Annotated in this window: 27 protein-coding genes; 10 read left to right on the top strand and 17 right to left on the bottom strand. The window is 72.4% G+C overall.

From position 1 onward, the window contains the following. Positions 1-64 precede the first annotated feature (64 nt). The 3 genes from EDF42_RS11710 to EDF42_RS11700 are packed head-to-tail and all read left to right on the top strand — an operon-like array spanning position 65 to position 1,550. Positions 65-619, top strand: a complete 555-nt coding sequence (locus EDF42_RS11710; protein ID WP_111084365.1) for an RNA polymerase sigma factor — start codon at positions 65-67, stop codon at positions 617-619. Continuing rightward, complete coding sequence (locus EDF42_RS11705; protein WP_148067763.1) at positions 616-1,245, top strand: hypothetical protein; 630 nt, start codon at positions 616-618, stop codon at positions 1,243-1,245. Before EDF42_RS11710 ends, EDF42_RS11705 begins: the two co-directional genes overlap by 4 nt. Then, positions 1,242-1,550 (top strand): hypothetical protein, encoded by a 309-nt coding sequence (locus tag EDF42_RS11700; protein ID WP_123338782.1) that lies wholly within the window; start codon positions 1,242-1,244, stop codon positions 1,548-1,550. Before EDF42_RS11705 ends, EDF42_RS11700 begins: the two co-directional genes overlap by 4 nt. Positions 1,551-1,759: 209 nt before the next feature. On the opposite strand, the gene EDF42_RS11695 is transcribed toward EDF42_RS11700, so the two are convergent. The 7 genes from EDF42_RS11695 to EDF42_RS11665 all read right to left on the bottom strand — a co-directional run bounded on the left by EDF42_RS11695 (position 1,760) and on the right by EDF42_RS11665 (position 8,124). Next, positions 1,760-2,926 carry a low temperature requirement protein A gene (locus EDF42_RS11695; RefSeq protein WP_260235414.1) on the bottom strand — a complete coding sequence of 389 codons (1,167 nt, stop codon included), beginning with the start codon at positions 2,924-2,926 and terminating at the stop codon, positions 1,760-1,762. Between the two features lie 92 nt (positions 2,927-3,018). Beyond that, entirely contained in the window at positions 3,019-3,909 is an 891-nt protein-coding gene (locus EDF42_RS11690) for a phospholipase (protein ID WP_123672411.1), read from the bottom strand. A gap of 290 nt (positions 3,910-4,199) precedes the next feature. Beyond that, the gene (locus EDF42_RS11685; RefSeq protein ID WP_111084361.1) at positions 4,200-4,655 is read right to left on the bottom strand and encodes a MarR family winged helix-turn-helix transcriptional regulator; all 456 of its coding nucleotides are present in this window, start codon (positions 4,653-4,655) and stop codon (positions 4,200-4,202) included. A 186-nt stretch (positions 4,656-4,841) separates the two neighbouring features. Further along, on the bottom strand, positions 4,842-5,492 hold the full coding sequence (locus tag EDF42_RS11680; RefSeq protein ID WP_123292021.1) for a GntR family transcriptional regulator: 651 nt from the start codon (positions 5,490-5,492) through the stop codon (positions 4,842-4,844). A gap of 141 nt (positions 5,493-5,633) precedes the next feature. Then, on the bottom strand, positions 5,634-6,425 hold the full coding sequence (locus EDF42_RS11675) for a DUF2071 domain-containing protein (RefSeq protein WP_185040917.1): 792 nt from the start codon (positions 6,423-6,425) through the stop codon (positions 5,634-5,636). Further along, complete coding sequence (locus EDF42_RS11670; RefSeq protein ID WP_123672409.1) at positions 6,422-6,820, bottom strand: hypothetical protein; 399 nt, start codon at positions 6,818-6,820, stop codon at positions 6,422-6,424. Before EDF42_RS11670 ends, EDF42_RS11675 begins: the two co-directional genes overlap by 4 nt. 29 nt (positions 6,821-6,849) lie before the next feature. After that, positions 6,850-8,124 carry a phosphopantothenate--cysteine ligase family flavoprotein gene (locus EDF42_RS11665; protein WP_123672500.1) on the bottom strand — a complete coding sequence of 425 codons (1,275 nt, stop codon included), beginning with the start codon at positions 8,122-8,124 and terminating at the stop codon, positions 6,850-6,852. A gap of 64 nt (positions 8,125-8,188) precedes the next feature. Here EDF42_RS11665 and EDF42_RS11660 point away from each other — a divergent pair, with 64 nt between their 5' ends. Then, the gene (locus EDF42_RS11660) at positions 8,189-8,980 is read left to right on the top strand and encodes an NRDE family protein (RefSeq protein WP_185040916.1); all 792 of its coding nucleotides are present in this window, start codon (positions 8,189-8,191) and stop codon (positions 8,978-8,980) included. A 256-nt stretch (positions 8,981-9,236) separates the two neighbouring features. Here the strand turns inward: EDF42_RS11660 and EDF42_RS11655 are convergent, their stop codons facing one another. Further along, positions 9,237-10,145, bottom strand: coding sequence for an SDR family oxidoreductase (locus EDF42_RS11655; RefSeq protein WP_123672407.1), 909 nt, complete (start codon positions 10,143-10,145; stop codon positions 9,237-9,239). Between the two features lie 110 nt (positions 10,146-10,255). Between EDF42_RS11655 and EDF42_RS11650 the strand changes: the two genes are divergently transcribed. From EDF42_RS11650 to EDF42_RS11640, 3 genes are all read left to right on the top strand, one after another. Continuing rightward, a complete protein-coding gene (locus EDF42_RS11650) occupies positions 10,256-11,365 on the top strand; it encodes an LLM class flavin-dependent oxidoreductase (protein ID WP_260235412.1) in 1,110 nt (369 codons plus the stop codon). Between the two features lie 149 nt (positions 11,366-11,514). Continuing rightward, positions 11,515-12,144, top strand: a complete 630-nt coding sequence (locus EDF42_RS11645) for a hypothetical protein (protein ID WP_123672406.1) — start codon at positions 11,515-11,517, stop codon at positions 12,142-12,144. Between the two features lie 360 nt (positions 12,145-12,504). After that, the gene (locus EDF42_RS11640) at positions 12,505-12,996 is read left to right on the top strand and encodes a pyridoxamine 5'-phosphate oxidase family protein (protein WP_123292028.1); all 492 of its coding nucleotides are present in this window, start codon (positions 12,505-12,507) and stop codon (positions 12,994-12,996) included. A gap of 154 nt (positions 12,997-13,150) precedes the next feature. On the opposite strand, the gene EDF42_RS11635 is transcribed toward EDF42_RS11640, so the two are convergent. Further along, a complete protein-coding gene (locus EDF42_RS11635) occupies positions 13,151-14,392 on the bottom strand; it encodes a hypothetical protein (RefSeq protein WP_123672405.1) in 1,242 nt (413 codons plus the stop codon). A gap of 228 nt (positions 14,393-14,620) precedes the next feature. On the opposite strand from EDF42_RS11635, the gene EDF42_RS11630 reads away from it, so the two are divergent. Beyond that, a complete protein-coding gene (locus tag EDF42_RS11630) occupies positions 14,621-15,022 on the top strand; it encodes a RidA family protein (protein WP_123313916.1) in 402 nt (133 codons plus the stop codon). 24 nt (positions 15,023-15,046) lie between these two features. Here EDF42_RS11630 and EDF42_RS11625 read toward each other — a convergent pair whose 3' ends face one another. The 5 genes from EDF42_RS11625 to EDF42_RS11605 are packed head-to-tail and all read right to left on the bottom strand — an operon-like array spanning position 15,047 to position 20,561. Continuing rightward, on the bottom strand, positions 15,047-16,810 hold the full coding sequence (locus tag EDF42_RS11625) for an amidohydrolase family protein (protein WP_260235411.1): 1,764 nt from the start codon (positions 16,808-16,810) through the stop codon (positions 15,047-15,049). Next, positions 16,807-17,466: a bifunctional 4-hydroxy-2-oxoglutarate aldolase/2-dehydro-3-deoxy-phosphogluconate aldolase gene (locus tag EDF42_RS11620; protein ID WP_123672404.1), complete on the bottom strand. Its 660-nt coding sequence runs from the start codon at positions 17,464-17,466 to the stop codon at positions 16,807-16,809. Before EDF42_RS11620 ends, EDF42_RS11625 begins: the two co-directional genes overlap by 4 nt. A gap of 55 nt (positions 17,467-17,521) precedes the next feature. Continuing rightward, entirely contained in the window at positions 17,522-18,499 is a 978-nt protein-coding gene (locus EDF42_RS11615) for a sugar kinase (protein WP_123672403.1), read from the bottom strand. Next, positions 18,496-19,341: an IclR family transcriptional regulator gene (locus EDF42_RS11610; RefSeq protein ID WP_123292034.1), complete on the bottom strand. Its 846-nt coding sequence runs from the start codon at positions 19,339-19,341 to the stop codon at positions 18,496-18,498. Before EDF42_RS11610 ends, EDF42_RS11615 begins: the two co-directional genes overlap by 4 nt. Next, entirely contained in the window at positions 19,341-20,561 is a 1,221-nt protein-coding gene (locus EDF42_RS11605) for an alanine racemase (RefSeq protein ID WP_185040914.1), read from the bottom strand. The genes EDF42_RS11610 and EDF42_RS11605 overlap by 1 nt, the downstream gene beginning before the upstream one ends. 159 nt (positions 20,562-20,720) lie before the next feature. Between EDF42_RS11605 and EDF42_RS11600 the strand changes: the two genes are divergently transcribed. Both EDF42_RS11600 and EDF42_RS11595 read left to right on the top strand, forming a co-directional pair. Beyond that, positions 20,721-22,130, top strand: a complete 1,410-nt coding sequence (locus EDF42_RS11600; RefSeq protein WP_221180444.1) for an MFS transporter — start codon at positions 20,721-20,723, stop codon at positions 22,128-22,130. Between the two features lie 152 nt (positions 22,131-22,282). Continuing rightward, positions 22,283-23,059: an endonuclease/exonuclease/phosphatase family protein gene (locus tag EDF42_RS11595; RefSeq protein WP_111084345.1), complete on the top strand. Its 777-nt coding sequence runs from the start codon at positions 22,283-22,285 to the stop codon at positions 23,057-23,059. A 548-nt stretch (positions 23,060-23,607) separates the two neighbouring features. On the opposite strand, the gene EDF42_RS11590 is transcribed toward EDF42_RS11595, so the two are convergent. The 3 genes from EDF42_RS11590 to EDF42_RS11580 are packed head-to-tail and all read right to left on the bottom strand — an operon-like array spanning position 23,608 to position 26,299. Further along, entirely contained in the window at positions 23,608-24,225 is a 618-nt protein-coding gene (locus tag EDF42_RS11590) for a methionine ABC transporter permease (RefSeq protein WP_111084480.1), read from the bottom strand. A 50-nt stretch (positions 24,226-24,275) separates the two neighbouring features. After that, positions 24,276-25,346, bottom strand: a complete 1,071-nt coding sequence (locus EDF42_RS11585) for a methionine ABC transporter ATP-binding protein (RefSeq protein WP_123672401.1) — start codon at positions 25,344-25,346, stop codon at positions 24,276-24,278. Continuing rightward, complete coding sequence (locus EDF42_RS11580; RefSeq protein WP_123672400.1) at positions 25,346-26,299, bottom strand: MetQ/NlpA family ABC transporter substrate-binding protein; 954 nt, start codon at positions 26,297-26,299, stop codon at positions 25,346-25,348. The genes EDF42_RS11585 and EDF42_RS11580 overlap by 1 nt, the downstream gene beginning before the upstream one ends. Positions 26,300-26,384 lie beyond the last annotated feature (85 nt).

The raw sequence follows: 26,384 nt of genomic DNA, 5'->3' as shown, positions 1-26,384 counted from the left end.
GCCGTCCTCGCGCGTCCCATCAGCGACCGACCTCGTTCCCAGCCCCGACCAGTAGAAGGAAAGCGTGCACCACCAGTCCCTCGCCGAGCTCGACGACGCGGTCCTCGCCGGCCGGTCGTCCGATGGCGACGTCCGGGCCTTCGAGGTCCTGATCCGCCGCTACACACCGCTCCTGCGCGCTTACGCCCGTCGGACCCTGGGATCGACCGACGAACTCGACGACGTCGTGCAGGAGACCTTCATCACCGCGTGGGACCGCCTGGACCGGCTCGAGGACCACGCCAAGGTGAAGTCCTGGCTGATGCGGATCCTCAGCCGGAAGTGCCTGGACCGCATCCGGGCCCGCCGGTTCCACGACGACGTCACCGAACTCGAGGTCGCCGCACCCGCCGACGACGCTCCCGACCGGGTCGCCGAGGCCCGCTCGCGCGAGGAAGCGGCGGAGACGGCGCTCGCCGAACTGCCCGAAGCCCAACGACGCTGCTGGATCATGAAGGAGGTGCTCGAGTACAGCTACGACGACATCGCCGCAGAACTCGACCTGCCTCCCTCGACGGTCCGCGGACTCCTGTCCCGAGCGAGGAAGAACATGATCCGACTCATGGAGGGATGGCGATGAGCGACCTCGACGCACTCGAACTCGACGACCTCGACGGCCACTCCATCGACGAGCTCGCCGACTACCTGGACGCCGGCATGCAGCCGCCGGACCCCACCATCGACGGCTCACCCGCGTGCCAGAACGCCCTCGCGGCGATCCTGCGCGTGCGGCACGCGTCGCTCGGGTCCCTCGAGGCCGCCGCCCGCGACGAAGCCCCGGCCGACGAGTCGTGGATCGGCGGCGTGCTCGCCAACATCTCGCTGGAGTCCCGCTCCGGACGGGACGTCCCGCTCCGCGCGCAGTCCGAGTCGGAGCGCCCGGTGATGACCGAGGGAGCGATCCGGTCGCTCATCCGCCGGACCGGCGACGGTGTTCCCGGCGTCCTCGTCGCCCGGTGCCGGCTCGACGGCGACGTCACCGAACTCGCCGCACCGGTCCGCGTGGTCGTCGAGGTCGCGATCATGTCCGGCCCGTCGATCGTCGCGACGGCGGACCTGGTCCGCACCGGGGTCGCCCAGGCGCTGGCCGAGCAGACCGATCTGGTCGTCGAGTCGATCGACGTGGTGGTCCGCGACCTGCTCGAACCGCAGCCCGACAACACCGACGACCCGAACACCGACACCGACACCGAGGGGACCCGATGAGCACCACCGACGACACCCTCGCCGTGGTCGAACAGGCCGTGGTCGACGTCCCCGGCGTCACCGACCTCTACCGCGCCCGCCCGACCGTGGCCAGCACCGTCAGTGCCGTCCGCGGCATGGCGTCCAGCACCACCCCCGCACGCATCGTGGTCGACGACGGCGTCCTGCGGGTCGTCATCGGCACCGACGGACACCGCCCCGCGCCCGAGGTCGCCCGCGCCGTGCACGACGTCGCCCTGACGACGGCGTCAGCGCACGGCCTGGCGCTCACGCGGGTCGACGTGCGGGTCGCGCGGGTGGGGTGAACCCGGCTCGTCAACGCGACACAGTCCCGTCACCGTGCACGGACCGTCCCGCTGAAGGGACACAGTCCCATCACCGTGCACGGACCGTCCCGCTGAAGCGACAGAATCCCGTGAACAGTTCGCGGGGCCCTGTCGCTTCGGCGATGACGGACGGGAGGCCCGTGGCGGCGCCGTCACGGGCCTCCCGTCCGATCACCGGTCGCGGTTCGTCACCGGATGCGGCGCGTCCCCGGCCGCCGCTCGGCGACCTCGAGCACCACGACGGTCGCGGCGACGAGCAGTGCAGTCGCGACGAGGGAGACGTCGGGCACCGCGATCGTCGCGAGGATCGCAACGGCGAGCACGACGACGATCGCGTTCCACCCGGCGGACAGCGACGGCCGGAGTGCGAGCGCCCAGATGGCGAGCACGAACAACGCGACCGGGACGGCCACGGTCGCAGCGACCGTGGCGTGCGACAGTTCGGCCTCGCCGGCGTCCGCACTGACCGCGACCTCGATCCCGGCCGGCAGCGCACCCGCGGCGGCGAAGACGAAGTAGTGGCCGTAGCCGAACACGAGCGCACTCGGCAGGTTCCGGATGTGGTCGTGCTGCTCGCGCGAGAAGTAGATCCACCAGAGTCCGGCGACGATGACGAGCCCGGCCGCGGCCAGCACCAGCAGCGACGCGAGGTGGTCGGCCTGGGCGATGCCGTTGATGACCGCGTTCGCCGAGGCGACGAGTCCTTCGCCCAGCACGATGAGGGTGAACAGCGCGTACCGCTCGGCGATGTGGTGCGTGTGCCACGGCGTCGTCTCGCCCGTGCCCTCGGCGATCGGCGGGACGAGGACCTCGAGCAGGACGAGGACGGGGAACGCCCACGCCGTCGATCCCTGCGGCAGCGCGAGCATGCCGACCCAGAGCGCCTGCACGACGACGATGCCCACGGCGTAGCGGAGTGCGGTGCGGCGGTACCGCGAGGACGACACGGCGACGCGGAGCCACTGCGCCACCATCGCCAGGCGCATCACCACGTAGCCGATCACCGGGACCGTGAAGTCCCCTTCGGTCATGGCGGCGTGCACCCCGGCGGCGAGCACGAGCACGCCGGCCATCTGCACGAACGTCGTGACGCGGTACAGCCAGTCGTCGGTGTCGAACGAGGTCGCGAACCAGCTGAAGTTCAGCCACGCCCACCAGATGGCGAAGAACACCATGGCGTACGCCACCACCGCGGAACTGACGTGCCCCTCGGTCTCGATCTCGTGCAGGTTGGTGGCGGCGAAGCCCACCGCGACGACGAACACCAGGTCGAACAGCAGTTCCAGGGGGCTCGCGGCTCGGTGTCCCTCGGCGGGGTCGCGGGGCGCCATCCGGCGCAGTCCGATCGTCGTCACCCGGCATGCCTACAGGACGAACGGCCCCGGGCGGTACCCGGGGCCGTTCGACGTGCAGGTGCGTGGGCCAGCAGGCGGCCGGCCCGCGCCGCTCAGTAGAAGTTGCTCGCCTGCGAGTGCGCCCACGCCGAGCACGGGGTGCCGTACGCGGCGCTGATGTACTGCAGGCCCCACTTGATCTGGGTCGTGGCGTTGGTCTGCCAGTCGGAGCCGATGGTCGCCATCTTCGAACCGGGCAGCGCCTGCGGGATGCCGGTCGCCCCGCCGTTGGCGTTGACGGCCTGGTAGTCCCAGCCGGACTCCTTGGTCCACAGGTTGTCGAGGCACTGGAACTGGTCGGAGCCCCAGCCGTACTCGGAGGACGCCAGCGAGGTCGCCGTCGCCTTGGCGCCTGCGACGGTGTTGCCCGCCGCCAGCTTCCGGGCGGCCTCCGCTGCTGCTGCGGCGGCCCGCTTCTCGGCGGCGGCCTTCGCGACGGCGGCCACCTTCGCGTCGACGTCGCGCTTGTCCTGCGTGGCGCTGGCCTGCGCGACGTGCGCGGTCGACTCGACGGTCGACGAGATGCGCGTCGTGAGCGCGGCGCCGGACAGCTCCGGGTAGTCACTGAGCGCGTCGATGTGCTGCTCGAGCGAGGCCGTGTCGGTCTTGGCGTTCGCCGTCGTCATCACGGTCTTCGCGGTCGAGATGGTCGCCGCTGCCTGGGCACGGTCGAGGGCGGTGCCGCGCAGCGCGGGCTGGGCCGTCGCGGACGCGCTCGCGGTACCGGTCGGCATGCCGAGCGCTTCGCCGATGGCGGGCTGGGTGCCGATCGTGAGGGCACCGCCAGCGACGGCGAGGACCGCGGCGCCGCCGACGATCAACGTCGCACGGTGTCGGAGCGCACGGTGGCGGAGGGCGCGGCGCACGCGCCGGCTGGGGGAGTTCAGGGCCTCACGTCGGGTCGAGGCGGTGGTGGTGGGGAGGTCGGGGGTGTGTCCTGGCATCGGTTCCGGTGGTCGGGCGGTTCGTGGTGCGGGACTCCGGGCTGCGCGGCACGTCGGGGCCGGTGAGCGATGCTGCGCGCGTCGAGGTGCGCGGAGCATGGGGAGTCCGGCGAACCGGGGAGGACCGGACGGTGGTGTGGGGCCCGTCCGTCCGCCGCGACCGGCCCTGGGGAGGCCGCCGTCGGGCGAAGCCGACACGATGACTCGTCAGACTGGATGACGCGTCCAGGATCGCTGGCAGAACCGTCCGTCCACCCGTTGGTAACGGTTCGGTAACGGCCCGTTCAGACCTAGAACGTGTGAGGTTCCTGGGTGCGGTCGCCCTGGGCGACGCGTTCGAGGGCGTCGAGCGCTCCGGCGATCGCGGTGACGTCGGACTCACCGAGCTCGGCGATGAGCTCGGCGACGATCCCGGTGCGGTCCGAGCGTGCTCGTTCGACCGCGGCGATGCCCTCGTCGGTGGCCGAGACCATGAAGGCGCGGCCGTCCCGCGGGTCCGCCTCACGCTCGATGAAGCCGCGCTGTTCGAGCTCGGTCAGGATGCGGGTCATCGTGGGCTTCGTGACCACCTCGATCCGCGACAGGTCGCCTGGGCGCAGGGGTCCTTCGCGCTGGATGGTGGCGAGTGCGGACACGATCCCGTACCCGAGCGAGGCCGAGTCCGTCCGTGCTCGCCGGTTGATCCGTCCGACCGCCGCGGCCAGACGTGCGGCGACCTCGGTACGGTCCGTCGATCGAGGACTCATGTGCTGCTCCGGGTGGGCGATCGGGTGGTCGCCAGCGATGCTATCGGCTCGCCGGATCCGCAGTCTGGGAGCGTCGTGCGCGTCGGTCGCGGGTCCGGACGGGGTGTCCGGGAGGCCCGTGGAACGCGGACCGCCCGCCTCACGTGCGCGAGACGGGCGGGTTCCTGTACGGGGGTACAGCCGGACTCAGTGCTTCTCGCCCGGCAGCTGGTGGATCGCCTCGGTCGCGAGCTCGGCGGCGACGTTGTCCCCGGACTCGGTCGCGGTGCGCAGCCGACGGAAGTCCGCGGTCATCCGGTCCCAGTCGACGAGCTCGTCGAGGTTCGGCAGGCGCAGGCGGAACGCCAGGCCGTCCATGGTGTCGCGGCACACGCGCTGCAGGTTCTCGTTGCCGCACTCGGCGACGTAGAGCGCGAACACGTCGAGCGCATCGTGGTTGACCGCGGGGACGTCGTGCGACTCGAGCTCGGCGATCGTCTTGTCGATCTGCGTGAGGATCTTCTTCCGAGCGCCGGCACCGAGGCGGGGGACCGCCAGTCGGACGACTCCGCCGAACAGCACCCCGAGGGTCTGCATCGCCTCGATCACCTCGGTGGGCTGGGGTGTCGTGACGCGCGTGTACCGGTTCGGCGCCATCTCGATGAGGCCGGCGCGGGAGAGCTGGCTCAGCGCCTCGCGGATCGGCGTGCGGGAGACGCCGAGCCAGGCGATGAGCTCGTCGTCGTTGAGCCGCTCGCCGGGGACGAGCGTGCCGTCCATGATCGCGTCGTGGATCTTGTGCCGGACGGTGTCGCGGAGCAGCTGGTGCTCGGTCGGGGCGCTGCGGGGGACCGGCATGCGTTCTCCTTCGATCGGGGCGCGGTCAGTGCACGCGCACCGATCAACGTACCTGATATGAGACCGGCGTTCCGCTCGGCTCAGCGCGTGTCACCGGGCGGTCGAGGTCGTCCTGGGCAGCATCGTCCGTGGCGTGGTCGCTCACCGCACGACCCCGCCCCAGGCGTACCGCACCGTGGTGCCGTCGACGACGAGCAGCGAGTCGGGTGCCCGGTCGAACAGTCCCGGCATGCCGACGGCGTCGGGCAGGTCCCCCTCGAGCCGGTCGAGGTGCGCGGCCCGCACGGTCAGCGGCGGGTGCTGTCGCTGCCAGAACAGCGTCTGGGCCAGGTACCGGGCGTGGATGCCGGCGCGGGTGGTGAGTTCGGCGGCCAGTGGCGTGTCGACGACGTCACCGGCGGTGACCCGGATCGAGGCCGCGTGCCGGGTTCGATCCGTGCCCGAGGGGCGTTCCTGCCGCAGCGACCGCGCCCAGCGCACCGGGTGCAGTGCACGTGCGGGGTGCCGGACCGACCGGTGCGCGACGACCTCGCCGCGGCGGCGCGACCGGGCGTGCGCGAAGGTGTACGGCACGCCGAGCAGCGCGTGTGCGGCCACGATCGCCGGCACGTTCGCGGTGTCCACGGTGCGGTACGCGACCCCGCGCCGGCCCTGGTCGTCCACGGTCAGGACCTCGATGGTGACCTCGGTCATGCGCCCGAGGCGGCCGGCGGAGGGGAACGGTGGCACCCGCGTCTCGTGGAAGACGTAGGCCGTCAGTCCCACCCAGGCGCTGCCGTCGACCACGTCGGGGCGCGTCCCCCGTGGGACGAGTCGCGCCAGCGGCCCCGGGTCGTGCCGCCAGTGCGCGAAGACGACGTCGTCCCACGCGTGCTGGGTCACCGGCCGGTGCAGCAGCGGTGCGGCCGCACGGGTCCAGGACGGCTGGCTCACCGCTTCGGTGCGTGCCGACCGACGCGCACGGCCCACAGGACGAGCGGGGCCTGCAGCGGGAGTCGGAGTACGGAGACCAACCGCATCGCCCGGGTCGAGCGCGGGCTGTCGAGCAGGTCGTTCGCCATCTTCACGTTCGCGGGGAAGACCGCGGCGAACAGGGCAGCTGCAGCCCACCCCGAGGCCCGGCGAGTGGCCGGGAACGCGAGTCCGGCGGCGATGCCGAGTTCGGCAACGCCGGACGCGACCGTCGTCAGCCGCGGTGGCAGTGTGTCCGGCACGATCCGGTCGTAGTGGCGCGGCTGCAGGAAGTGGGTGACGCCGGCCCCGCCGAGCAGCACCGCGAGCAGTGTGGCAGTCCGGGTGGCTCGTCTGATCCGCTCACGTCGTCGCATGCCCCCATCGTGCTCGCCCGTCCTCGGAATCAGGTCAGTGCGGTCGCGACGAGGTCGAGGACCGCCGCCGCCACCTCGGCCTTCGTGCCCGACGTCTCGCGGACCACCTCGCCGCCCGGCACCAGGACCTCGATCGCGTTCTCCTCGCGCTCGAACCCGGCCGACCAGCCGACGTGGTTCACGACGAGCAGGTCGGCGGGCTTGCGGGCGATCTTCGCGCGGCCGAGTGCGATGCGGGCGTCGCGGTCGGCTTCGGTCTCGGCGGCGAACCCGACGATGACCTGCCCGGTGCGCCGCGCCGCCACCAGGTCGGCGAGCACGTCGGGGTTCCGTACCAGCTCGAGCGTCATCCGCTCGCCCTGGGCGTCCTTCTTGAGCTTCTCGGCGAGGACCTCGGCCGGCCGGTAGTCGGCGACGGCAGCGGTCATCACGACGACGTCGGCATCGACCGCCGCGGCGTGCACGGCCTCGGCGAGCTCGAGCGCAGACCCCACCGGCACGACGGTCGCGTCGATGCCCGCGGTCAGGCCGGCCTCGACGTTCGCGGCGACGACGGTGACGACGGCACCGCGCGCTGCGGCGTCCGCGGCGATCGCCAGGCCCTGCCGACCGCTCGACCGGTTGCCGACGAAGCGCACCGGGTCGAACGGCTCGCGGGTGCCGCCCGCGCTGACGACCACGCGGACGCCGGAGAGGTCGCCCTGCTCGCCGCGGGCCCCGGCGCCGGACTGCGTCCCCGCGTCGGTGCCGGCGCGACGCCCTGCCGCCGCACCGGCCGGGCCGTCCAGCACGGCGAGCGCGGCGGCGACGATGTCCTCGGGTTCCGCCATCCGGCCGATGCCGGCGTCGTCGCCCGTCAGTGCGCCGACCACCGGTCCGACCAGGTGCACGCCCCGCTCGCGCAGGACGGCGACGTTGGTCCGGGTCGCGGGGTGCTCCCACATCTGCGGGTGCATCGCCGGCGCGACGACGACCGGGGCGTCGGTGGCGAGCAGCGTCGTGCCGAGCAGGTCGCTCGCCAGGCCGTTCGCCATCCGTGCCAGGGAGTCCGCGGTCGCCGGGGCCACCACGACCAGGTCCGCGCGACGGCCGAGGGCGACGTGGCGGACCTCGGACACGTCGTCCCAGACGCTCGTGGTGACGGGGTTGCGGCTGAGCGCCTCGAGCGTCGGCAGCCCGACGAAGCGCAGCGCCCCCTCGGTCGGGACGACGTGCACCTCGTGCCCGCGCTTGACGAGGTCGCGGACCACGCCGACGGCCTTGTAGGCGGCGATGCCCCCGGTGATCCCCACGATGACGGTCAGGGTGCGCTCTGCTGCTGCGTTCACGCCGCTCACGCTACCGGGGGCACGTGCGAGGATCGACGGCATGTGCACCGTCGTCGTCCGCGTCGACCCCGGGTCCGCGTGGCCCGTCACCGTGCTCGCCCTGCGGGACGAGTCACCCGAGCGTCCGTGGGACCCGCCTGCTGCGTGGTGGCCCGATCGCGATCCCGGGGTCCGCGGTGTGCGCGACCGTGCTGCCGGCGGTGCGTGGCTCGCCGCCTCGGACCGCGCCGGACTGGCGGTCGTGCTCAACCGCGGCGAACCGGTGCCGAGTGTCGACGGCACGTGGACGACCCGCGGCGTGGTACCGGTCGACGCCGTCGCCGACGACCTGTTGCCCGGACACGACGGCACCCTGCCGACCACCCGCGCGTTCAACCTGGTGCGGGCGACCGCCGACGGCGCCGCGGTCCTGACCTGGGACGGCACACGGGTCCGCACGACCGAGCTCGGCCCCGGCGTGCACATGGTGACGCACGGCGAACCGGACGACCCGGCGGCACCGCGCATCGGCCGGTGGCTCGAGGCCTTCCGTGCCGCGGACGCCCCGGTCGGGCCACCGGTGCTCGGGCCTTTCGACGAACTCCGGACGGTGGACGCGGGCGACGACGCCGGAGACGGGTGGGGCGGCTGGTTCGGTGTCCTGGCCGAGTCTGCTGCGCTGCCGAGCGATCACCCCGACGCGATCCTCCGCGACGCGCACGAGGCCGAGGGGCACATGACGACGCTGTCGATCGTCGCCGCCGCGATCGGCCCGGACCGCACGGTCCTGCAGCACGCCCGCCTGACCGAACCCGGACGGCTGGACGGGTCGGTGGAGCTGCACCGCGCCTGACGCCGGCGTCCCGGGATGACGCCGGCGTGCAGCGTGAGACGCCGGCGTGCAGCGCGAGACGCCGGCGTACTCGTTCGACGCCGCCCTGTCCACGAGACGCCTCCAGATTCGGCGGCGTTTCGTGGAGCTGGGGGCGTTTTGGCGAGACGCCGGCGTCTTCGCGAGCCGGAGGCGAGGTCGCCGTCCTCGTCCTCGTCCAGAGGGGGCGGCCGCGTCGGACCGCAGCGCCCCGCACCGTGCGAGCCGCGCCCCGCGCTCAGAGGGGCGGACGTGTCCCGGTGAGGTCCTCGGCGACGGCCCAGAGCGAGCGGGCGAGGTCGGCGCTCCGTGCCGACCCGGGGATCGAGACGGCGGTCGTCGGTCCGGTCAGGCCGAAGGGGCCAGCCGGGCCGTAGTAGGCGCCGCCGACCGCGTTCGGGCCGACCGCGGCGTAGAGCAGCGGCTCGGTGCCCTGCTCGACCGCCTGGGTGAAGGGGAGCGCGCGGTTGCTGGGCCGCACCGGCTTGGCGCGTCCGAGCGAGCGCCCGGCCGACTGCAGGTTCGTGCGGGTGTAGCCGGGGTGCGCCGCGGTGCTGACGACGGGGACGTCCGCCTCGACGGTCAGTCGGTGCAGGTGCAGCGCGAGGAGCAGGTCGGCGAGCTTGGACTGGCCGTAGGCACGCCAGCCGTTGTACCCGCGTTCCCACTGCAGGTCGCCGAAGCGGATCCGGCCGGGGATCGCGGCGAGGCTCGACATCGTCGTGACCCGCGGTGCCTCAGCGCGCAGCAGCGACGGCAGCAACAGGTTGGTCAGCGCGAACGGGCCGAGGAAGTTCGTGCCGAACTGCAGCTCGAACCCGTCGACCGTCTCGAAGCGCTTCGGCGGCGCCATGACCCCGGCGTTGTTCACCAGGACGTCGATCGGGCGGTCCTCGCCGACGATGCCGTCGGCGAAGCGGCGCACGCTCGCCAGGTCCGCGAGGTCGAGTTCGCGCACCTCGACGTCGGCGTTCGGGTGGGCTGCGCGGATCTCGGCCGCGGCGGCATCGCCCTTCGCGGTCGTGCGCACGGCGAGCACGACGCTCGCGCCGGCGGCCGCGAGACGGGTCGCGGCTTCCTTCCCGGTGCCACTGTTGGAGCCGGTGACGACGATCCTGCGTCCGGTCTGGTCAGGGAGCTTCGGCATGCGGGCGACCGTACACGCGGGCGCTGGCCGTGCCGGACCGCCGGCCTGGCCCTGCCGGCCCGATCGTGGTAGTTTGATGCAAACGCATGGAAGTGCGACCAGGAGGAACCATGAGCAACGCATTCGGCACCGATCGCCCTTCGGACGTCCCGCCGCCCGCACCCGAGCGGATCGGACCCGTGGAGCTCGGCATCGACACCTTCGGCGACGTCACCGAACTCGCCGACGGCAGTCTCAAGTCCGACGCGCAGAGCATCCGCGACGTCGTCGCCCAGGCCGTCCTCGCCGACCAGGTCGGCATCGACTTCATCGGCGTCGGTGAGCACCACCGCGCCGACTTCGTGGTGAGCGCACCCGAGGTCGTCCTCGCCGCGATCGCCGCCTCGACCTCCCGCATCCGGATGGGCTCCGCCGTCACGGTGCTGTCGTCCGACGACCCCGTGCGTGTCTACGAGCGCTTCGCCACCGTCGACGCGATCTCGGACGGCCGTGCCGAGGTCATCCTCGGGCGCGGTTCCTTCACCGAGTCGTTCCCGCTGTTCGGCCACGAGCTCTCCGACTACGAGGTCCTGTTCGAGGAGAAGCTGCAGCTCTGGGCGGCCCTGCGCGGCGGCGACGCCGTCACCTGGTCCGGCACGAAGCGCGCGAGCCTGGTCGACCAGGACGTCTTCCCGAAGCTCGAGCACGGCGCCATCCCCACCTGGATCGGCGTCGGCGGTTCCCCGCAGTCGGTCATCCGTGCGGCGTCCTACGGCCTGCCGCTCTTCCTCGCCATCATCGGCGGGCAGCCGGCGCAGTTCGCCCCGTTCTCGCGGCTGTACCGTCAGGCGCTCGCCCAGCTCGACCTGCCGCAGCAGCCCATCGCGATGCACTCGCCGGGCTTCGTCGCGGCGACCGACGAGGAAGCCGCCGAGCGCTACTGGCCGTACCACAAGGCCGTCACCGACCAGCTCGGCCGGGAGCGCGGCTGGCCGCCCCTCGACGTCGCCGGGTACCACGCGGGCCTGTCCGCCGGTGGCTCGCTGTACGTCGGGTCGCCGGAGGCCGTGGCGCGGAAGATCGCCCGGAACATGCGGATCCTCGGCGCCTCGCGGTTCGACATGCGGTACGCGACCGGTCGCCTCCCGCACGAGGACATGCTGCGGTCCATCGAGCTCTACGGCACCCGGGTCGCGCCGCGCGTGCGCGAGCTGCTCGCCGAGCCCGTCCCCGTCCCGTAGGCGATCACCCCGGCGCGCCTACCCCGCGAAAGCGACAGATCGCCGCGGAACGTTCGCGGCGATCTGTCGCTTTGGCGCACCTGTCGGCCGGGAGGCGCGGGTCGGCTCCGTCGGTCGGCCTCACGGGCGCGACGGGTACGGTCCACGGCATGCCGTCACGTCCCAGCACCCCTCCCGTCGAGCGCCGGTTCCGCGGCCGGATCATGGGCGTCGGCACCACGTCGGGCGTCCGGATCGTCGTCGGGATGTGGGACCGCTCGCCGTTCGGGGCGTTCACCGACGTGTTCCTCGAGCTACCCGACGGCACCAGTGTGCTGCTCGCGCCGGACGAGATAGTCGCCGCGTACGTCTCCGGTACCTACCGGTTCGACACGGTGTCCGTGGTCGACGTCCGGGCCCGACGGACGGCACGTGGCCTGGAGCTCGACGCCGGCGCGTTGCAGGTGTCGGTCGACGTCGGCACGATCTCCCCGCTCGGCCGGGTGCTGCGCGTGGTCCCGAAGCCGATCGCCCGCGACCCGCGGTGGCTCGCCGCGATCGACCCGATCGCCCGGCTCGTCGCTCCCGGATCCGGCACCGCCGGCTCGGCGGGGAACGGCCGCCGCGAGTACTACGGCGTGACCGGGGCGCACGACGTCACCGGAGTGCGCGGGACCTGGGCGGGGGAGCCCCTCGGTACCCTGGCGCCGCTCGACCCGCCCGTGGCGTTCGGCTTCGCGTCGATGCCGCGTGTGCCGCAGGTCGTCGACGTCGAGACCACGATCCGCGAGTCCGCCTGACGCGTTCCGTCCGGGTGCACCTTCCGACGATCCACCACCGGATCGACTCGTGGAGTGTCGCTCGTTGCGCATGCATCCGGTGTGTGTGCATGTTCCGACGATGCACGCGGTGATCGTCTGGTGGAGTGCCGCTGTGTGCGGACGCATGGAGTGCGCCGGACCGGGTGCGGGCACTGCGGACCGGCCACCTGCGTGGCCGGACGTGTCCGGGGGAGTCGGCACGGTCCTCCCGGTCGGGGTGGTGCTGCCGTGTGCCGGACGCGCCCAGCGTCGAGGGGCACACTGGCGGGAACGGTACGGCCCCGCCGGACCCGCGGTCGAACGTCGGGACGGGTGGGGCGCACGACGCAAAGGAGCATCATGACCGACACGCAGACCGACCAGCGCGCCGCCATCTCGGACATCGTCCACGGCGCCCACACGGCCCTGTTGACGACGGTGAGCGAGGATGGCCAGCTGCACGCCCGGCCCCTCGCAGTGCAGGACAAGGCGTTCAACGGGACCCTCCGCTTCCTGGTGCAGGACGGCAGCGAGAAGGTCGACGACATCGCCAGGAACCCGCACGTCAACGTCTCCATCGAGTCGCAGGGCGGCTACCTGTCCATCGCCGGCACCGCCACGGTGACGCAGGACAGCGCCGTGATCGACGAGCTGTGGTCGCCGTTCGCCGAGGCCTGGTTCCCGGACGGCCGCGACGACCCCTCGATCCGACTCCTCACCGTGTCGGGCGACTCGGTCGAGTACTGGACGCAGGACACCGGCCCGGTCGGCAGCCTCGTGCAGACGCTCAAGGCCGCACTCGGCAAGCAGAGCCAGCCGGACACCGGGGACCACGGGACCGTCGAGCTCTAGGGGCGGGCGGGGCGGGGCGGGCTCGGCTCGATCCGACTCCGAACGACGGGACCGATGTCGTACGACGTCGATTCCGTCGTTCCACGTCGGAGCTGCCGTCGTGCCGATGCCGATGCCGATGCCGATGCCGGAGCCGCCGACCTCGCCGTCGTCGCTACGGGGGCCCGAGCAGCCAGAGCACCGCGACGAGCACCGGCTGCCCGGCCAGCGCCGCGGTGACGAAGGTCCACCGCATCCACGGCTTCGCGACGAGCTCCGGCGAGCCGAACAACGGCGCCAGGGGCATGAGCAGCCGCGGGGTCGAGGCCATCGGCAGCGACACCGCGAAGATGTAGAGCGCGTAGGCGGCCGAGTACAGCACGGTCGTCGACCCGAGCCGCTTCGTCGACCGGCGGAGCAGCCAGATCGGGAACCCGACGAGCAGGAACACCACGATCAGGATCCCGCCGACGCCGAGCCAGCGCCCGGCGATGAGGAACCACGGTGACAGTGGCACGAAGTCCACGCGGCCGATGAAGTTCACCCACCACGACATCTCGGTCTCGAGGTAGGCGTTCGGCGTGCCGGTGACGTGCGACGCGATGACCGGCCACGCGAGGCCCGCCGCCACCATCACGGCACCGGCGGCCACGACCTGCACCTGCTCGCGGAGCGGGAAGGTGTCGAGCACCCGCCCGGTCTCACGGCGAGCCCGGACCCACCGCACCAGGGCGATGACCCCGAGCACGAGCGGGACGGCCAATGCACCCGGACGGGTGAAGGCAGCAGCGACCCCGAGCACGGTGAGCAGCCCGTACCGGCGACGCTCCAGGGCGAGCAGTGCGCCGAACGTGAGCGCGAGGAACATGCTCTCCGCGTACCCGACCTGCAACAGGAACGACAGCGGCCCGCACGTGAAGAAGAACACCGCCCACATCGCGGCGGCGTTGCCTGCACGGTCACGGACCAGGCGGTGCAGCAGGTAGGTCGCCAGCAGCCCGGCCAGCACGGAGATGAGCGGGGCACCGACGGTGAACGGCAGCCCGGTCGAGGCGGTGAGCATCCGGATCGTGAACGGGAACGCCGGCAGGAAGGCCCAGGCGTTCTGCGCTACGTTGCCGACGGCGTCGAGCGGCAGCACGTCGGGGTACCCGTGCAGCGAGATCTGCTCGTAGTACTGGCCGTCCCAGGCGGTGAGGAACGCCGTGAAGCCGTGCCCGTTGCCCCAGATGGCGTTGTCCGGCATCGCCCGTCCGATGAGCGGGTACGCCAGCGCCAGCCACAGCGTCGACACGATCCGGCCGCCGGTCCAGACGAGCAGCACGGCCGCCCACGCCGGCAGGGAGGTGACGGTGTCGAGTGCGCGACGCCGTCCGGTCGAGGCGGTCCCGGTGACCGCGCCGTCGAGCCGGCTCATGCGCGTGCTCGGCGCGAGCCCGTGCGCGCTCGGCGGCGTTCGGGCAGGGAGGACGGCACCCGGCCAGGGTAGTCGCCCTCCACCTGGGTGGTCGGTGCGGCACCCCGGACGGGAGGCCCGACTCGCGTTCTGCAATGCGGAATGCGCTGGTCGGGTGGTCGGCCCCACCGCGTGGCGTCCGCCTAGCCTGGAGTCTCCGCCGACGACCGACGAACCACAGGAGCAACCGTGCCGAACCCCACCGCGCCGAAGACCGCCATCGTGACCGACGACGCCCCGAAGCCCGCCGGGCCCTACAGCCAGGGCATCGTCGCCAACGGCTTCATCTACACCGCCGGGTTCGGCCCGCAGGACCCCGCCACGGGTGCGATCGCCGACGACGTGGCCGGTCAGACCGCGCAGGTGCTGGCCAACGTCGCAGCGGTGCTGGCCGAGCACGGCGCCACCCTCGACGACGTCGTGAAGTCCACGGTGCACCTCGAGCACTCCGACCGCGACTTCCCGGCCTTCAACGAGGAGTACGCGAAGCACTTCTCGCAGCCGTACCCGGTCCGCACCACCGTGCAGTCGCACCTGGCGAACATCCTGGTCGAGATCGACGTCGTGGCGGTGCTGCCGAGCGCTTCGTGACGTCGGGACAGGCTGTGTGAAGCCTCACCGAGGGGCGTCGCCGTGCTGCGTCGCTGACCGTGCTGCGTCACCGGCCCGGCTGCTCCACCGGCCGTGCTGGGTCACCGCCCCCCCCGGTGCCCGCTGCTCCCTGCTCCCTGCTCCCTGCTCGTGGTCGATCCGGCCCGGGTGGCGACGCAGCCCGGCCCCGGGGGTCGCGTGCGTCAGGGCGCCCTCGGCCAGCACGGGGACCCCGGCGACGAGGACGTCGTCGATGCCCTCGGCCAGGCGCATCGGTTCGTCGTAGGACGACCGCGCCGTGATCCGATCGGGATGCACGACCACGAGGTCGGCGACCGCCCCGACGGCGACCGCGCCACGTCGACCGAGGCCGAGTCGCTCGACCGCAGTGGTGGACAGGTGCCGCGAGGCATCGAGCCACGTCAGCAGCCCCGTGCGGGCGAAGTCCTGCAGGTAGCGCGCGAACGTGCCGTACGCCCGCGGGTGCGGGTGTGTGCCCACGAAGATGCCGTCGGAACCTGCCGTGTGCCCGGGCAGCCGGAAAAGCGGCGCCAGGTCGTCGGCAGTCCGTGGACGGGGCACGCGCATCACGGCGGTGACCTGCAGTGCCGAGTCGACCAGGACGTCGAGGGCCAGGTCCACCGGATCCGTCCCGGTCGCCTCGGCGGCGTCGGCGAGGGTGCGGCCCTGCAGCGCGTGGAACTCGGCGGCGGGCACGTGCGACAGCGTGATCTGCTCCGCCCAGCCGGTGCCGAGGTCGGCGCGGGACAGCACGCGGTCGAGCACGGCCGCCCGGACCGCGGCACGACCGTCGTCGGCGATCGCGTGGGCGAGGTCCTCGGTACCGGGACGGGCGAGGGCCGCGGGCAGCAGCAGCATCGACAGTATCGTGCAGCCACGCGAGTACGGGTAGGCGTCGAACGACATCGGGGCGCCATCGGCCTCGAGCTCGGCCAGTGCCGTCACCGCGAGGTCGACGGGCGCGTGCAGGTGGGAGACGTGCGCGCGGACGCCCGACGAGCGGACGATGTCGGCGATCTCGTCGAGGCCGGCGCGGGCGTTCCCCTCGTAACCACCGCGCATGTGCGACACGTAGACGCCGTCGACGGCAGCGACCTCGGTGCAGAGCGCAGCGAGTTCTGCGGTGCCGGCGAACAGGCCGGGGACGTAGTCGAGCCCCGTCGCCAGGCCGACCGCACCGTCCACGAGGCCGTCGCGCACGAGCTCCCGCATCGCGGCCAGCTGCGCGCTGTCCGCCGGCCCCGGGTCGTCGCCCATGACCTGGTGCCGGACCGTGCCGGCGGGCACGAGCGTCGCGACGTTGATCGGGGTCGTTCCGTCGTAGGTCGTCAGCAGGCCGTCGACCCCACCACCGCGGTACGTCGGATGCGGGCCGTCGATGGCGGCGAAGTACGTGTCGGCGTACGAACCGTCACCCGGCGCTGGTCCGACGCCGTCCTGTCCGGTCACGATCGTGGTCACGCCCTGGCGCAGGAGCGCGAGCTGCACGCCTTCGTCGAACACGAGCGACCCGGCGTGCGAGTGTGCGTCCACGAAGCCCGGCAGCACCAGGCGTCCGTCGCAGTCGATCACGTGCGCGTCGGCAGGGGCGGCCAGGTCGGCACCGACGGCACGGATGACGGCGTCGGTGACGAGGACGTCGGCGCGCACCGGGGCCCCGTCCGCACCGAGTACCGACCCGCCGCGCAGCAGGACGACGCCGCTGGTGGACCGCTCGCCGGTGGGCTGCTCGGAGCCCGTCATGTGCTCGGGATCGCCGGTGGTCATCGGTCGAGCGCCGCGACGAGCCGGCCAGCCCGCTCCCGCAGGGCGTCGAGGTCGCCCGAGGTCAGGGCGTCGCCGACGAGCGGGGACCCGAGTCCGACGGCGACCGCACCGGCGGCCAGGTACTCCGGGGCGTCGTCGACCCCGATGCCCCCGGTCGGGATGACGTCGACGAAGTCGAGCGGTGCCAGGACCTGCTTCAGGAACGCGGGGCCGCCGAGCTGCGCCGCCGGGAAGACCTTCACCGCGCGGGCACCGAGCCGCCACGCGCGGACGATCTCCGTCGGGGTCGCTGCGCCGGGGTACCAGCCGAGGCCACGCTCGTGCGCGCGCTCGCCGAGTTCGGCGTCGAGGTGGGGACTGACGGCGAACGAGGCACCGGCCGCAGCGGCCTCGTCGAGCTGGCGGACGTCGAGCACCGTGCCGACGCCGATGGACGCCGCGGAACCGTACCGCTCGACCGCCCACGCGATGCCCTCGCGCCAATGCGGGGTGTTCGTGGTGATCTCGATCGCCGTCACGCCGGACTCGACCAGGGTGGCGATGACGTCCTCGACGTGGTCGCCGGTGCCGCCGCGGAGGATCGCGATCGCCGGACCGGCCTGGTGACGGTGCCGTGCGGCGGCGTCCTGTTCGGTGCTCGTGGTGTCGTTCGTCATGGTGCGCTTCCTCGAGTGGTGGTGTTCGGCGGACACGGTGTCGTCGGACGCGGTGTCAGCGGTCGACGTGGTCGTGCACGGTGTGGTCGGTGTCCGACGGATCCGGGGCGTGGTGCAAGGCGGCCGGGTCCGGGCGGCGCCAGTCGCTCTCGACGGTGCAGGCGAGGGCGCCGGCGTCGGCGGCCCGGTCGAGCGCCTCGGCGGCGTCCGCTCCGCCCAGGCTCGCCGCGAGCCAGCCCGCGACGAACGCGTCACCGGCACCGACCGGGTCGACGACGCGCACCGGGGTCGCGGGCCGACGCACGAACACGCCGTCGATCGACGCCACGGCGCCGCGGGAGCCGAGCTTCACGACCGCGCGGCCCCGTGCCAGCGCGGCGAGGTCGTGCGCGAGCGCTTCCTCGTCGTCGTCCTGGTCGTCGCGGCCGAGCACGAGCCGGGCTTCGTCGTCGCCGGCGAACACCACGGCGGACCGTGCTGCGACGGCCCGGTACCGGTCTCGTGCAGCGTCGGCGCCGATGAGCTTCGGCCGGTGGTTGACGTCGAACGACACCGGCACACCGGCGGCGGCCGCCCGGTCGAGCGCTGCGGTCACGGTGTCGTGTGCGGATTCGGAGAGTGCCAGGGTGATCCCGGTGACGTGCACGAGCGCAGCGGTCTCGACGACGCTGCCGGGCAGGTCCGTCGCGGCCAACGCCGAGCCGGCCGAACCACGGCGGTGGTACGTCACCCGGGTACGGCCGTCGAGCAGACGCTCCTTCATCATGATGCCGGTGGAGCGCTCGGCGTCGGGGACCGCGAGCACGTCGACGCCCTCGCCACCGATGTCGGCGGCCACCCGGTCGCCGGCGGGGTCCGTGCCGACCCGACCGATCCACGTGGCCGGAACCCCGGCGCGGACCAGGCCGATCGCGACGTTGCTCTCGGCTCCGCCGGTGTCCACCCGCATGTGCTCGAGGTCCGGCACCGCGCCGACGTCGCGCCCGGTCAGGAGCAGCATCGTCTCGCCGAACGTCAGCACCGAGCCGGTCACCGCGCACCCCGCGCGAGGGCGAGCTGCGCCGACGAGGACCCCAGCGCGACGGAGATCTCGTGGGCGGTCCGCACGACCCCGTCGCCGAGTTCGCGGACCGCCGCTGCGGGGAACCGCGAGGCCAGCCCGGAGATGCTCATCGCGCCGACCACCTGGTTCGCGTGGTCGAACACCGGGGCGGCGACGCACCGGATGTCGGGCTCGTTCTCGCGGTCGTCGATGCCGTACCCCCGTCCGTGCGTGCGGTCGACCTCGTGCCGCCAGCGGTCGTCGTCGGTGATGGTGTGCTCCGTCATGACCTGGGCCGGTTCGGCGAGCACCCGGTCGAGCAGCTCCGGTTCACCGAACGCGACGATCGCCTTGCCGGACGCCGTGTTCCGCATCGGCAGGCGGTTCCCGATCCGGGAGCCCATGCGGACGGTGCCGCGGGTCTCGACCTTGTCGACGTAGACGATGTCGGTGCCGTCCGGCACGACGAGGTGGCACGTCAGGCCGGTCTGCTCCGCCGTCCGACGCAGGAACGGCGCCGCGGCGGAGCGCAGGTCGATCCCCTCGAGGTAGCTCTGCCCGAGCAGCAGGGCGCCGAGGCCGAGCGTGAAGCCGGCGTCCGGGGTTCGGCGCAGCAGGTCGTTCTCGAGCATCGGGGCCGTCAGGCGGAGCACCGTCGACTTCGAGGCGCCGAGCTCGGCGGCCAGCACGGACAGGCTGACGGACACCGCGCCGCTGCGGGTCCGGTCGGCGATGCAGTCGAGCAGGCGGAGCCCGCGACGCAGGGACAGCGCGGCGTTCCGGGCAGGACCGTCGCCGTCCGTCGGCACCGGGGCCGCAGTGGTCGCGCGCATCAGAACCACGTCGCGATCGTCCGGAGCACGGTGTCGTCGTCGGCCAGGACGTGCACCTGCCGCCACTTGTCGAACACCGTGCAGGGGTGTGAGATGCCGAGGACGACGACGTCACCGGGCGTCAGCTCGGGGGCACCGTCCGCCAGCGCGAGGTAGCAGTGCTGGTCGTCGAGGCGGGTGACGGTGACCGCCCCGGGCGGCGGGACGATCTGTGGGTCGCCCGCCGGGCCTCCTGGCAGGGTCTGCCGCACCGACCGCACCACCGGCAGCCCTTCGTCGAAGGAGATGTCGCGCTTGCCCACGGCGACGAACGCGAGCCCGGGCTCCGGACAGGACGTCACGCGTCCCCAGACCTCGATCGCGGCGACGAGCGAGCCCTCGGCCGGGTGCCGGCCGAACGGCGTGCGCTCGGCGTAGAAGCCGTCGTCGTGGGTCAGGTACGCACCCGACCGCAGCAGCACGTCGAGGTCGTCGGTGCGGTGCGCCACCGCGTCCACGACGGCGTCGAACCAGGCGCTGCCGCCCATGCTGAGGAGTCCGCGACCGTCGACGAGCCCGCGGACGTCCTCGGCGACGTCGAGCACGCCGGCGACGTACTCGCGGGCAGCGTCGACGCCGGGCAGCCCGCCCTCGTACCCGGAGACACCGCGGAGCACGAGCCCGGCGTCGTGGGCGAGCAGCGCGAGGGCACGCGCGTCGTCGGGGGAGCGGACCCCGGTGCGCCCGCCCGGGAACCCGAGCTCGACCAGGACGTGCAGCTCGCCGGCGACGGTGCCCTGTGCGGCGACGGCGGCGGTGACGCCTGCGGCGGAGTCGACGTAGCAGAGGACGTCGGCGTCCGGGTCGACCGTGCCTCGGGACGCGAGCCAGGCGAGGCCGGCGGGGTCGAGGACCTCGTTCGCGACCAGGATCCGGTGGACGCCGTGCTCCCACGCGACCATCGCCTGCTGGACGGACGCGACCGTGACGCCCCACGCTCCGGCGTCGATCTGCCGCGCGGCGAGGTCGGGCGCCATGTGCGTCTTCATGTGCGGCGCGAACAGCAGCCCGTGGCGGTCGACGTAGGCCTGCATGACGGCGGTGTTGTTCGCCAGGGCGGACTCGCGCAGGGTCATCACGGGCAGGTGGGCGTGGTCGAGGACGTGGTGCGGAGTGCCCGTTGCCGGGTCCCAGGCGCCCTTCGTGGTCACGGTCCGGGTCGTCGTGTCGGCGTCGGTCATCGGTGAGCCTCCTGTCGTCGCGCAGCCTCCACGCTCGCGCTCGGCGGACCCGCAGGGCAACGCGCTGGTGCGCATCATTCTGCAATGCACAACACGATCGCGGAACCTCCTGACACGATCCCCCCACGACCCGGCACCGGGCATAGCCTTTGACGCGACATGGCGACGACGATGACGACACCCAGACGGCGGACGGGCAGCACGGCGGTCGCCGTGCTCGTGGCGGGGACCTTCTTCATGGAGCTCCTCGACGGCACGATCCTGGCGACGGCGGCGCCCGCGATGGGACGCGACCTCGGCGTCGACTCGGCCGCCGTCGGCGTCGCGATCACCGCGTACCTGGTCACCCTGGCGGTCTTCATCCCCGTGTCCGGCTGGCTCACCGACCGGATCGGGTCCCGCACCGTCTTCGCGGGCGCGATCGCGCTCTTCACGATCGCGTCGGCACTCTGCGCGATGTCGACCGGCCTCGTCGACCTGACGCTCTGGCGCATCCTGCAGGGGCTCGGCGGTGCGCTCATGGTGCCCGTCGGCCGCCTCGTGGTGCTCCGGAGCGCCGGCCGCGAGCAGCTCGTCACGGCGATCGCGATCCTCACCTGGCCCGCCCTGGCCGCGCCGATCATCGCCCCGTTCATCGGCGGCGTGCTCGTCGACACCCTGACGTGGCACTGGATCTTCCTGATCAACATCCCGCTCGGCGTCATCGCGTTCGTCGCCGCGCTCGTGCTCGTCCCGCAGGAGCGCGCCGCGCAGCGTGTGCCGTTCGACTGGTTCGGGTCGCTGCTCGCGTGCTTCGGCCTCGGGTCGCTCGTCGTGATGGCGTCGCTGCTCGCGCTCGACGTCATCCCGGTCCTGGCCGTCGTGGTGTCCGGTGTCGTCGGTGCCGTCTGCTGCTGGTTCGCGATCCGGCACTTCCGCCGGGCGCCGCACCCGATCATGGGGCTCGAGGCGTTCCGGCTCGAGACGTTCCGGGTGTCGCACGCCGGCGGCAGCCTGTTCCGCCTGGCGGTCTCCGCGGTGCCGTTCGTGCTCCCGCTGCTGTTCCAGGACGCCTGGGGCTGGAGCGCCGTGCTCGCCGGGTCCGCCGTGCTGTGGGTCTTCGTCGGCAACCTCGGCATCAAGCCGATGACGACGCCGTTCCTGCGCTGGTTCGGCTACCGCCCGGTGATCATCGTGTCGAGTGCGGTCGCGGCGCTGACCGTCGTCGCGATGGCGTTCATGACCGAGGCCACCCCGTTCTGGCTGCTCGCGGTCCTGCTCGTCGTCAGCGGCGCCGCCCGCTCCGTCGGCTTCACGGCGTACAACACCATCGCCTTCGCCGACGTCGAGCAGGCGGACATGACCCCGGCCAACACGCTCTCGTCGACGTTGCAGCAGACCGCCGCCGGGTTCGGCGTCGCCGTCGCCGCGGTCGTCATCCGCGCAGCCGGCGGGCTCGGTGGCGACGGCCCGTACACCGTCGCGTTCTGGGTGATCGCGGCGCTGCTCGCCGTCGCGTGCGTCGAGGGCATCCTGATGAGCCGCACAGCGGGGGACACCGTCCGCCCCGCCCGCCGGGTCCGCGCCTGACCCGGGCGGTTCCGCGCAGCCCACGACTGTCCGTTTCCGTCACGGTCACACGCGCGAAACCCGACAGGCGTTACAGTCTCAGCATCCGTTTGCGAACGCCGAGTACGGTTGCCGCGGCAGGGTGACCCGGACCACCCGGACAGGAAGGCAGCATGGCCGCGCCAGAACAGCAGAGCACGATCGCCACCGACGCAGGCGTGCCGCCCACTGCCCTCCGGGTCGTCAGCTACAACCTCCGCGAGCACACCGCGAACGGTGAACTCGCCGCCCTGGCCGAGGCCTCGGACGCCGACGTCCTCTGCGTGCAGGAGTGCGACAGCAACGACCTGGCCCCGTCGATCGGTGGGCTGTCGCTCGCCGCGTCGACCCGCACGAACCGCCTCGGACTCGCCATCTACAAGCGCGACGACCGCTTCGAGGTGCAGGACTTCAGCATCCACTCGCTGCAGAAGTCCCTGCACGACCGGGTCCTCGCACCCGCACACGAACGGCTCATCGCGATGCACCTGCGCGACACCGAGGCAGACGCCGAGGTCGTCGTCGCCTCGTTCCACGCCTCACCGCTGACCGCGACGAACTCGCTGCGTCGCAAGCAGATCGAGGCGGCCCACCAGTTCCTCCGCGAGCTCGCGAAGGACGTCCCCGCGGTCATGGTCGGCGACTTCAACTACCCCTGGTTCCAGACGAACCTGCGCCGCAAGATCGAGCAGGGCGGGTTCGCACTGTCGCTGTCCGACCAGCCGACGTACCTGCGCTACCGCAAGTTCACGGGCCACTTCGACTTCGCCACGAGCGTCGGGCTGCACATCGCCGGCGTCGAGACCCTGCCGGCGGGCATCTCCGACCACCGTCCGATCCTGGTGCGCGCACACTACGAGCACCCCGGAGCGACCGGCACGATCGAGACCGTGGAGTCCCCGGCCGCCTGACCCGCGCGCCCGCCCGCGCCCCGCGACCGCGACCGCGCCCGCCCGCGCCCCGCGCCGCTGCTCCCGAGGTTCCGAAATCTCGGCATCTCGGCGCTCGCAGCGGGCCTTCGTGGAACCTCGGCGGATCGCATGCGGCGAGTCGTGGAACCTCGGCGACCGGACCGAGCAAGGACGGCTCCGAGCGGCGCCCGGGGCACGTCCCGGCCCGCCCGGCCCGCCCGGGGCACGTCCCGTCCCGCCCCTTCCGCCCGTCCCGCCCGCCCGGGCCGCTGCCCCGACACTCCGAGATTTCGGAACCTCGGGGGCCCCAGCGGGCGTTCGTGGAACCTCGGCGTATCGCGTGCGGCAAGTCGTGGAACCCCGGCGGACGTGAGCGGCGCGTCGTGAAAGCCCGAGACCGCTCGGCGGACGACGCGGGGTGCGCCCGCAACCCGGCAACGCGCTGGAGGCCCGGTGCCGGTTCAAGGAACCGGCACCGGGCCTCCAGGCAGTCACGACCACGGGCACGTGGCGAGGTCGCAGCACACGCCGCGCGCGGCGCGCCCGCGTCAGCGACGCAAGGTCGCGCGCGCCAGCCGGTTGCCGACGAACTGGCCGAGCTGCACGATGACGACGATCGCCGCCACCGAGACGTAGACGATCCACCAGTCGTACCGCTGCGATCCGTAGGTGATCGCGTACTCGCCGAGTCCACCGCCACCGATCAACGCACCCTGCGCCGTCATGTCGACGATGCCGATGTAGATGAACGTGTAGCCGAGGATGAGCGGCCCGAGGCCCTCGGGGATCAGGACGGTCAGCAGGATCGAGATCGGGTGCGCACCCGATGCTCGAGCCGCCTCGACGACGCCGGGGTCGACCGCGAGCAGGTTCTGCTCGACGATGCGCGACACGGCGAAGGCCGCGGCCAGCGAGATCGCGAAGGTCACCGCGGGCACGCCGATCGTGGTCTGCACCACGACGCGCGACAGCGGGGCGATCGCGGCGAGGAAGATCACGAACGGGATCGGCCGGACCAGGTTCACGACGACGTTGATGATCGTGTACGCGGTGCGGTTGCCGAGCAGGTTGCCCGGACGGGTCGCGTAGAGCAGCAGCCCGAGGGCGAGCCCGATGACGCCGGCGATGACGAGCGACACGAGCGACATCACGATGGTGTCGCGCATGGCGGCGAGGAAGACGTCGAACGTGTCGATCACGCTCTGGAACGAGTTGTTCACGCTGCTGCCTCCTCGTCGGTCGTGACCCCGTCGGCGCGCAGGGCGGCGACGGCGCGGTCGATGGCGTCCGGTGCACCAGCACCAGCACCAGCACCAGCACTGGCACCGGCCGTCAGCTCGTACGTGAGCGACCCGATCCGGCGCTCGCGGATCTCACCGACCCCGCCGTAGACGAGCTCGGCGGTGACCCCGGCGGACCGGAACACCGCGTCGATCCGGTTCTGCAGCCCGGCCTCGTCGGTGATCTGCACGGTCACCAGTCGCCCGGGGTGGCGTTCCCGCAGGCGAGCCAGCGTGTCGACCGATGGGCGATCGTGCAGCGCGGTGCGGACGAACCGCTGCGCAGCGCCCGTCTTCGGCGTGGAGAACACGTCGTAGACGTCCCCGACCTCGACGACGCGACCCTGCTCCATCACGGCGACGCGGTCGGCGATCTGGCGGACGGCGTCCATCTCGTGTGTGATGACGATGATCGTGACGCCGAGTTCCTTGTTCACCCGGCGGAGCAGCCCGAGCACCTCGGAGGTGGTCTCCGGGTCGAGGGCGCTGGTGGCCTCGTCGGCGAGCAGCAGGTCGGGCGACGCCGCGAGGGCCCGCGCGATGCCGACGCGCTGCTTCTGACCGCCGGACAGCTGCTCCGGGTAGGCGTGGGCGCGCTCGAGGAGCCCGACGAAGTCGAGCAGCTCGGCCACGCGACGGTCGCGCTCGTCCTTCGGCACACCGGCGACCTTGAGCGGGTACGCGACGTTGCCGGCGATGGTGCGGGACCGGAACAGGTTGAACTGCTGGAAGATCATCCCGATGTTGCGACGCGCCAGACGGCGATCCCGCTCGGGGATCGCCGTCAGTTCGCTGCCCGCCACGGTGACCGTCCCGGAGCTGGGCAGCTCGAGGGCGTTCACCAGACGGACCAGGGTGGACTTGCCGGCACCGGAGTACCCGATGACGCCGAGGACCTCTCCCTGGTGCACGTCCAGGGAGACGTCCTCGACGGCCACCACGGTCTCGCCGGTGTCGGCGCGGCGGTAGTGCTTCGAGACGCCGCGGAGTTCGACGAGGACCGGCACTACTCCGCTGCCGCCTTCGCGTCGGACTCGACCGTGGTGAGCTCCTTCTGCAGCGAGGCGGCGCTCTCGTCGCTCGGGACGGCGTCCGGGTAGTCCTTCGCGAAGACCTTCTGCACGGCGTCGTCCTGGAACAGCTTCGCCAGGTCGAGGTACGTCTTGTTGGTCTTGTCGGCGTCGCGGACGGCGAAGACGTTCACGTACGGGGCGGCGGAGGCGCTCTTCGGGTCGTCCTGGAAGATCGCGTCCTTGGTGTCGAGCCCGGCCGAGGTGGCGTAGTTCACGTTGACGATCGCGCCCTCGACGGAACCCTGCTGCAGGGCGTTCGCGGTCTGCGAGGCGTCGAGCGTCTGCACGTCGACCTTGTGCGAGGTGATGTCGGCCGTGGTCGAGAAGGCGTTGCCGCCGTCCTTGAGCTCGAGCAGGTCAGCGGCCTGCAGGACCAGGAGCGCACGGGCTTCGTTGATGGCGTCGTTCGGGATCGCGACCTTCGCGCCGTCCTCGAAGTCGGCGACGTCGGAGACCTTCGTCGAGTACAGCGGCAGCGGGTAGACGGCCGTCGCGCCGATCGGCTGCAGGTCGTCGTCCGAGGTGACGTTGTAGTTCGCCAGGTACTGGATGTGCTGGAATTGGTTGATGTCGATCTGCTTGTCCTTGAGCGCAGGGTTCGGCAGCGAGTAGTCCGAGAAGTTCTGGAGCTTCACGGTGACGTTGAGCTGCTCCTTGGCGGCCTTCACGTAGGTGTTCCAGTAGGGCAGCGACTTGTCCGAGACACCGATGGTGACGGTCTTCGGCGCAGCGTCACCGGCGGCAGCGCCACCGCTGTCGCCACCGGAGCGCACGACTCCGACGATGACGGCGACGACGATCGCCACGACGACGATGACGGCGGCGATGATCCAGCCGATCGGGCGCTTGCCCTTCGGCTTCTCGGGCAGTGCGGGGGCTGCGGACATGCTGGTGCTCCTCGTGGGCCGTGCTGTGCGGGGGAGCCGCGGTGGTCCGCGGCGTGGAGTCGAGTGTGACGGGAGCGGGTCCCCG

The sequence above is a fragment of the Curtobacterium sp. PhB172 genome, assembly GCF_003752545.1.
Taxonomy (GTDB): domain Bacteria; phylum Actinomycetota; class Actinomycetes; order Actinomycetales; family Microbacteriaceae; genus Curtobacterium.
This window is presented reverse-complemented; position numbering and strand designations above follow the sequence as displayed.

What these genes read in the sequence shown, in the direction of transcription:
- EDF42_RS11705 (WP_148067763.1), top strand. Translation starts at nt 616, where the DNA reads ATGAGCGACCTCGACGCACTCGAACTCGACGACCTCGACGGCCACTCC.
- EDF42_RS11700 (WP_123338782.1), top strand. Translation starts at nt 1,242, where the DNA reads ATGAGCACCACCGACGACACCCTCGCCGTGGTCGAACAGGCCGTGGTC.
- EDF42_RS11690 (WP_123672411.1), bottom strand. Translation starts at nt 3,909, where the DNA reads ATGCCAGGACACACCCCCGACCTCCCCACCACCACCGCCTCGACCCGA.
- EDF42_RS11685 (WP_111084361.1), bottom strand. Translation starts at nt 4,655, where the DNA reads ATGAGTCCTCGATCGACGGACCGTACCGAGGTCGCCGCACGTCTGGCC.
- EDF42_RS11680 (WP_123292021.1), bottom strand. Translation starts at nt 5,492, where the DNA reads ATGCCGGTCCCCCGCAGCGCCCCGACCGAGCACCAGCTGCTCCGCGAC.
- EDF42_RS11670 (WP_123672409.1), bottom strand. Translation starts at nt 6,820, where the DNA reads ATGCGACGACGTGAGCGGATCAGACGAGCCACCCGGACTGCCACACTG.
- EDF42_RS11660 (WP_185040916.1), top strand. Translation starts at nt 8,189, where the DNA reads ATGTGCACCGTCGTCGTCCGCGTCGACCCCGGGTCCGCGTGGCCCGTC.
- EDF42_RS11655 (WP_123672407.1), bottom strand. Translation starts at nt 10,145, where the DNA reads ATGCCGAAGCTCCCTGACCAGACCGGACGCAGGATCGTCGTCACCGGC.
- EDF42_RS11650 (WP_260235412.1), top strand. Translation starts at nt 10,256, where the DNA reads ATGAGCAACGCATTCGGCACCGATCGCCCTTCGGACGTCCCGCCGCCC.
- EDF42_RS11645 (WP_123672406.1), top strand. Translation starts at nt 11,515, where the DNA reads ATGCCGTCACGTCCCAGCACCCCTCCCGTCGAGCGCCGGTTCCGCGGC.
- EDF42_RS11640 (WP_123292028.1), top strand. Translation starts at nt 12,505, where the DNA reads ATGACCGACACGCAGACCGACCAGCGCGCCGCCATCTCGGACATCGTC.
- EDF42_RS11635 (WP_123672405.1), bottom strand. Translation starts at nt 14,392, where the DNA reads ATGAGCCGGCTCGACGGCGCGGTCACCGGGACCGCCTCGACCGGACGG.
- EDF42_RS11625 (WP_260235411.1), bottom strand. Translation starts at nt 16,810, where the DNA reads ATGACCACCGGCGATCCCGAGCACATGACGGGCTCCGAGCAGCCCACC.
- EDF42_RS11620 (WP_123672404.1), bottom strand. Translation starts at nt 17,466, where the DNA reads ATGACGAACGACACCACGAGCACCGAACAGGACGCCGCCGCACGGCAC.
- EDF42_RS11610 (WP_123292034.1), bottom strand. Translation starts at nt 19,341, where the DNA reads ATGCGCGCGACCACTGCGGCCCCGGTGCCGACGGACGGCGACGGTCCT.
- EDF42_RS11605 (WP_185040914.1), bottom strand. Translation starts at nt 20,561, where the DNA reads ATGACCGACGCCGACACGACGACCCGGACCGTGACCACGAAGGGCGCC.
- EDF42_RS11600 (WP_221180444.1), top strand. Translation starts at nt 20,721, where the DNA reads ATGGCGACGACGATGACGACACCCAGACGGCGGACGGGCAGCACGGCG.
- EDF42_RS11595 (WP_111084345.1), top strand. Translation starts at nt 22,283, where the DNA reads ATGGCCGCGCCAGAACAGCAGAGCACGATCGCCACCGACGCAGGCGTG.
- EDF42_RS11590 (WP_111084480.1), bottom strand. Translation starts at nt 24,225, where the DNA reads ATGCGCGACACCATCGTGATGTCGCTCGTGTCGCTCGTCATCGCCGGC.
- EDF42_RS11580 (WP_123672400.1), bottom strand. Translation starts at nt 26,299, where the DNA reads ATGTCCGCAGCCCCCGCACTGCCCGAGAAGCCGAAGGGCAAGCGCCCG.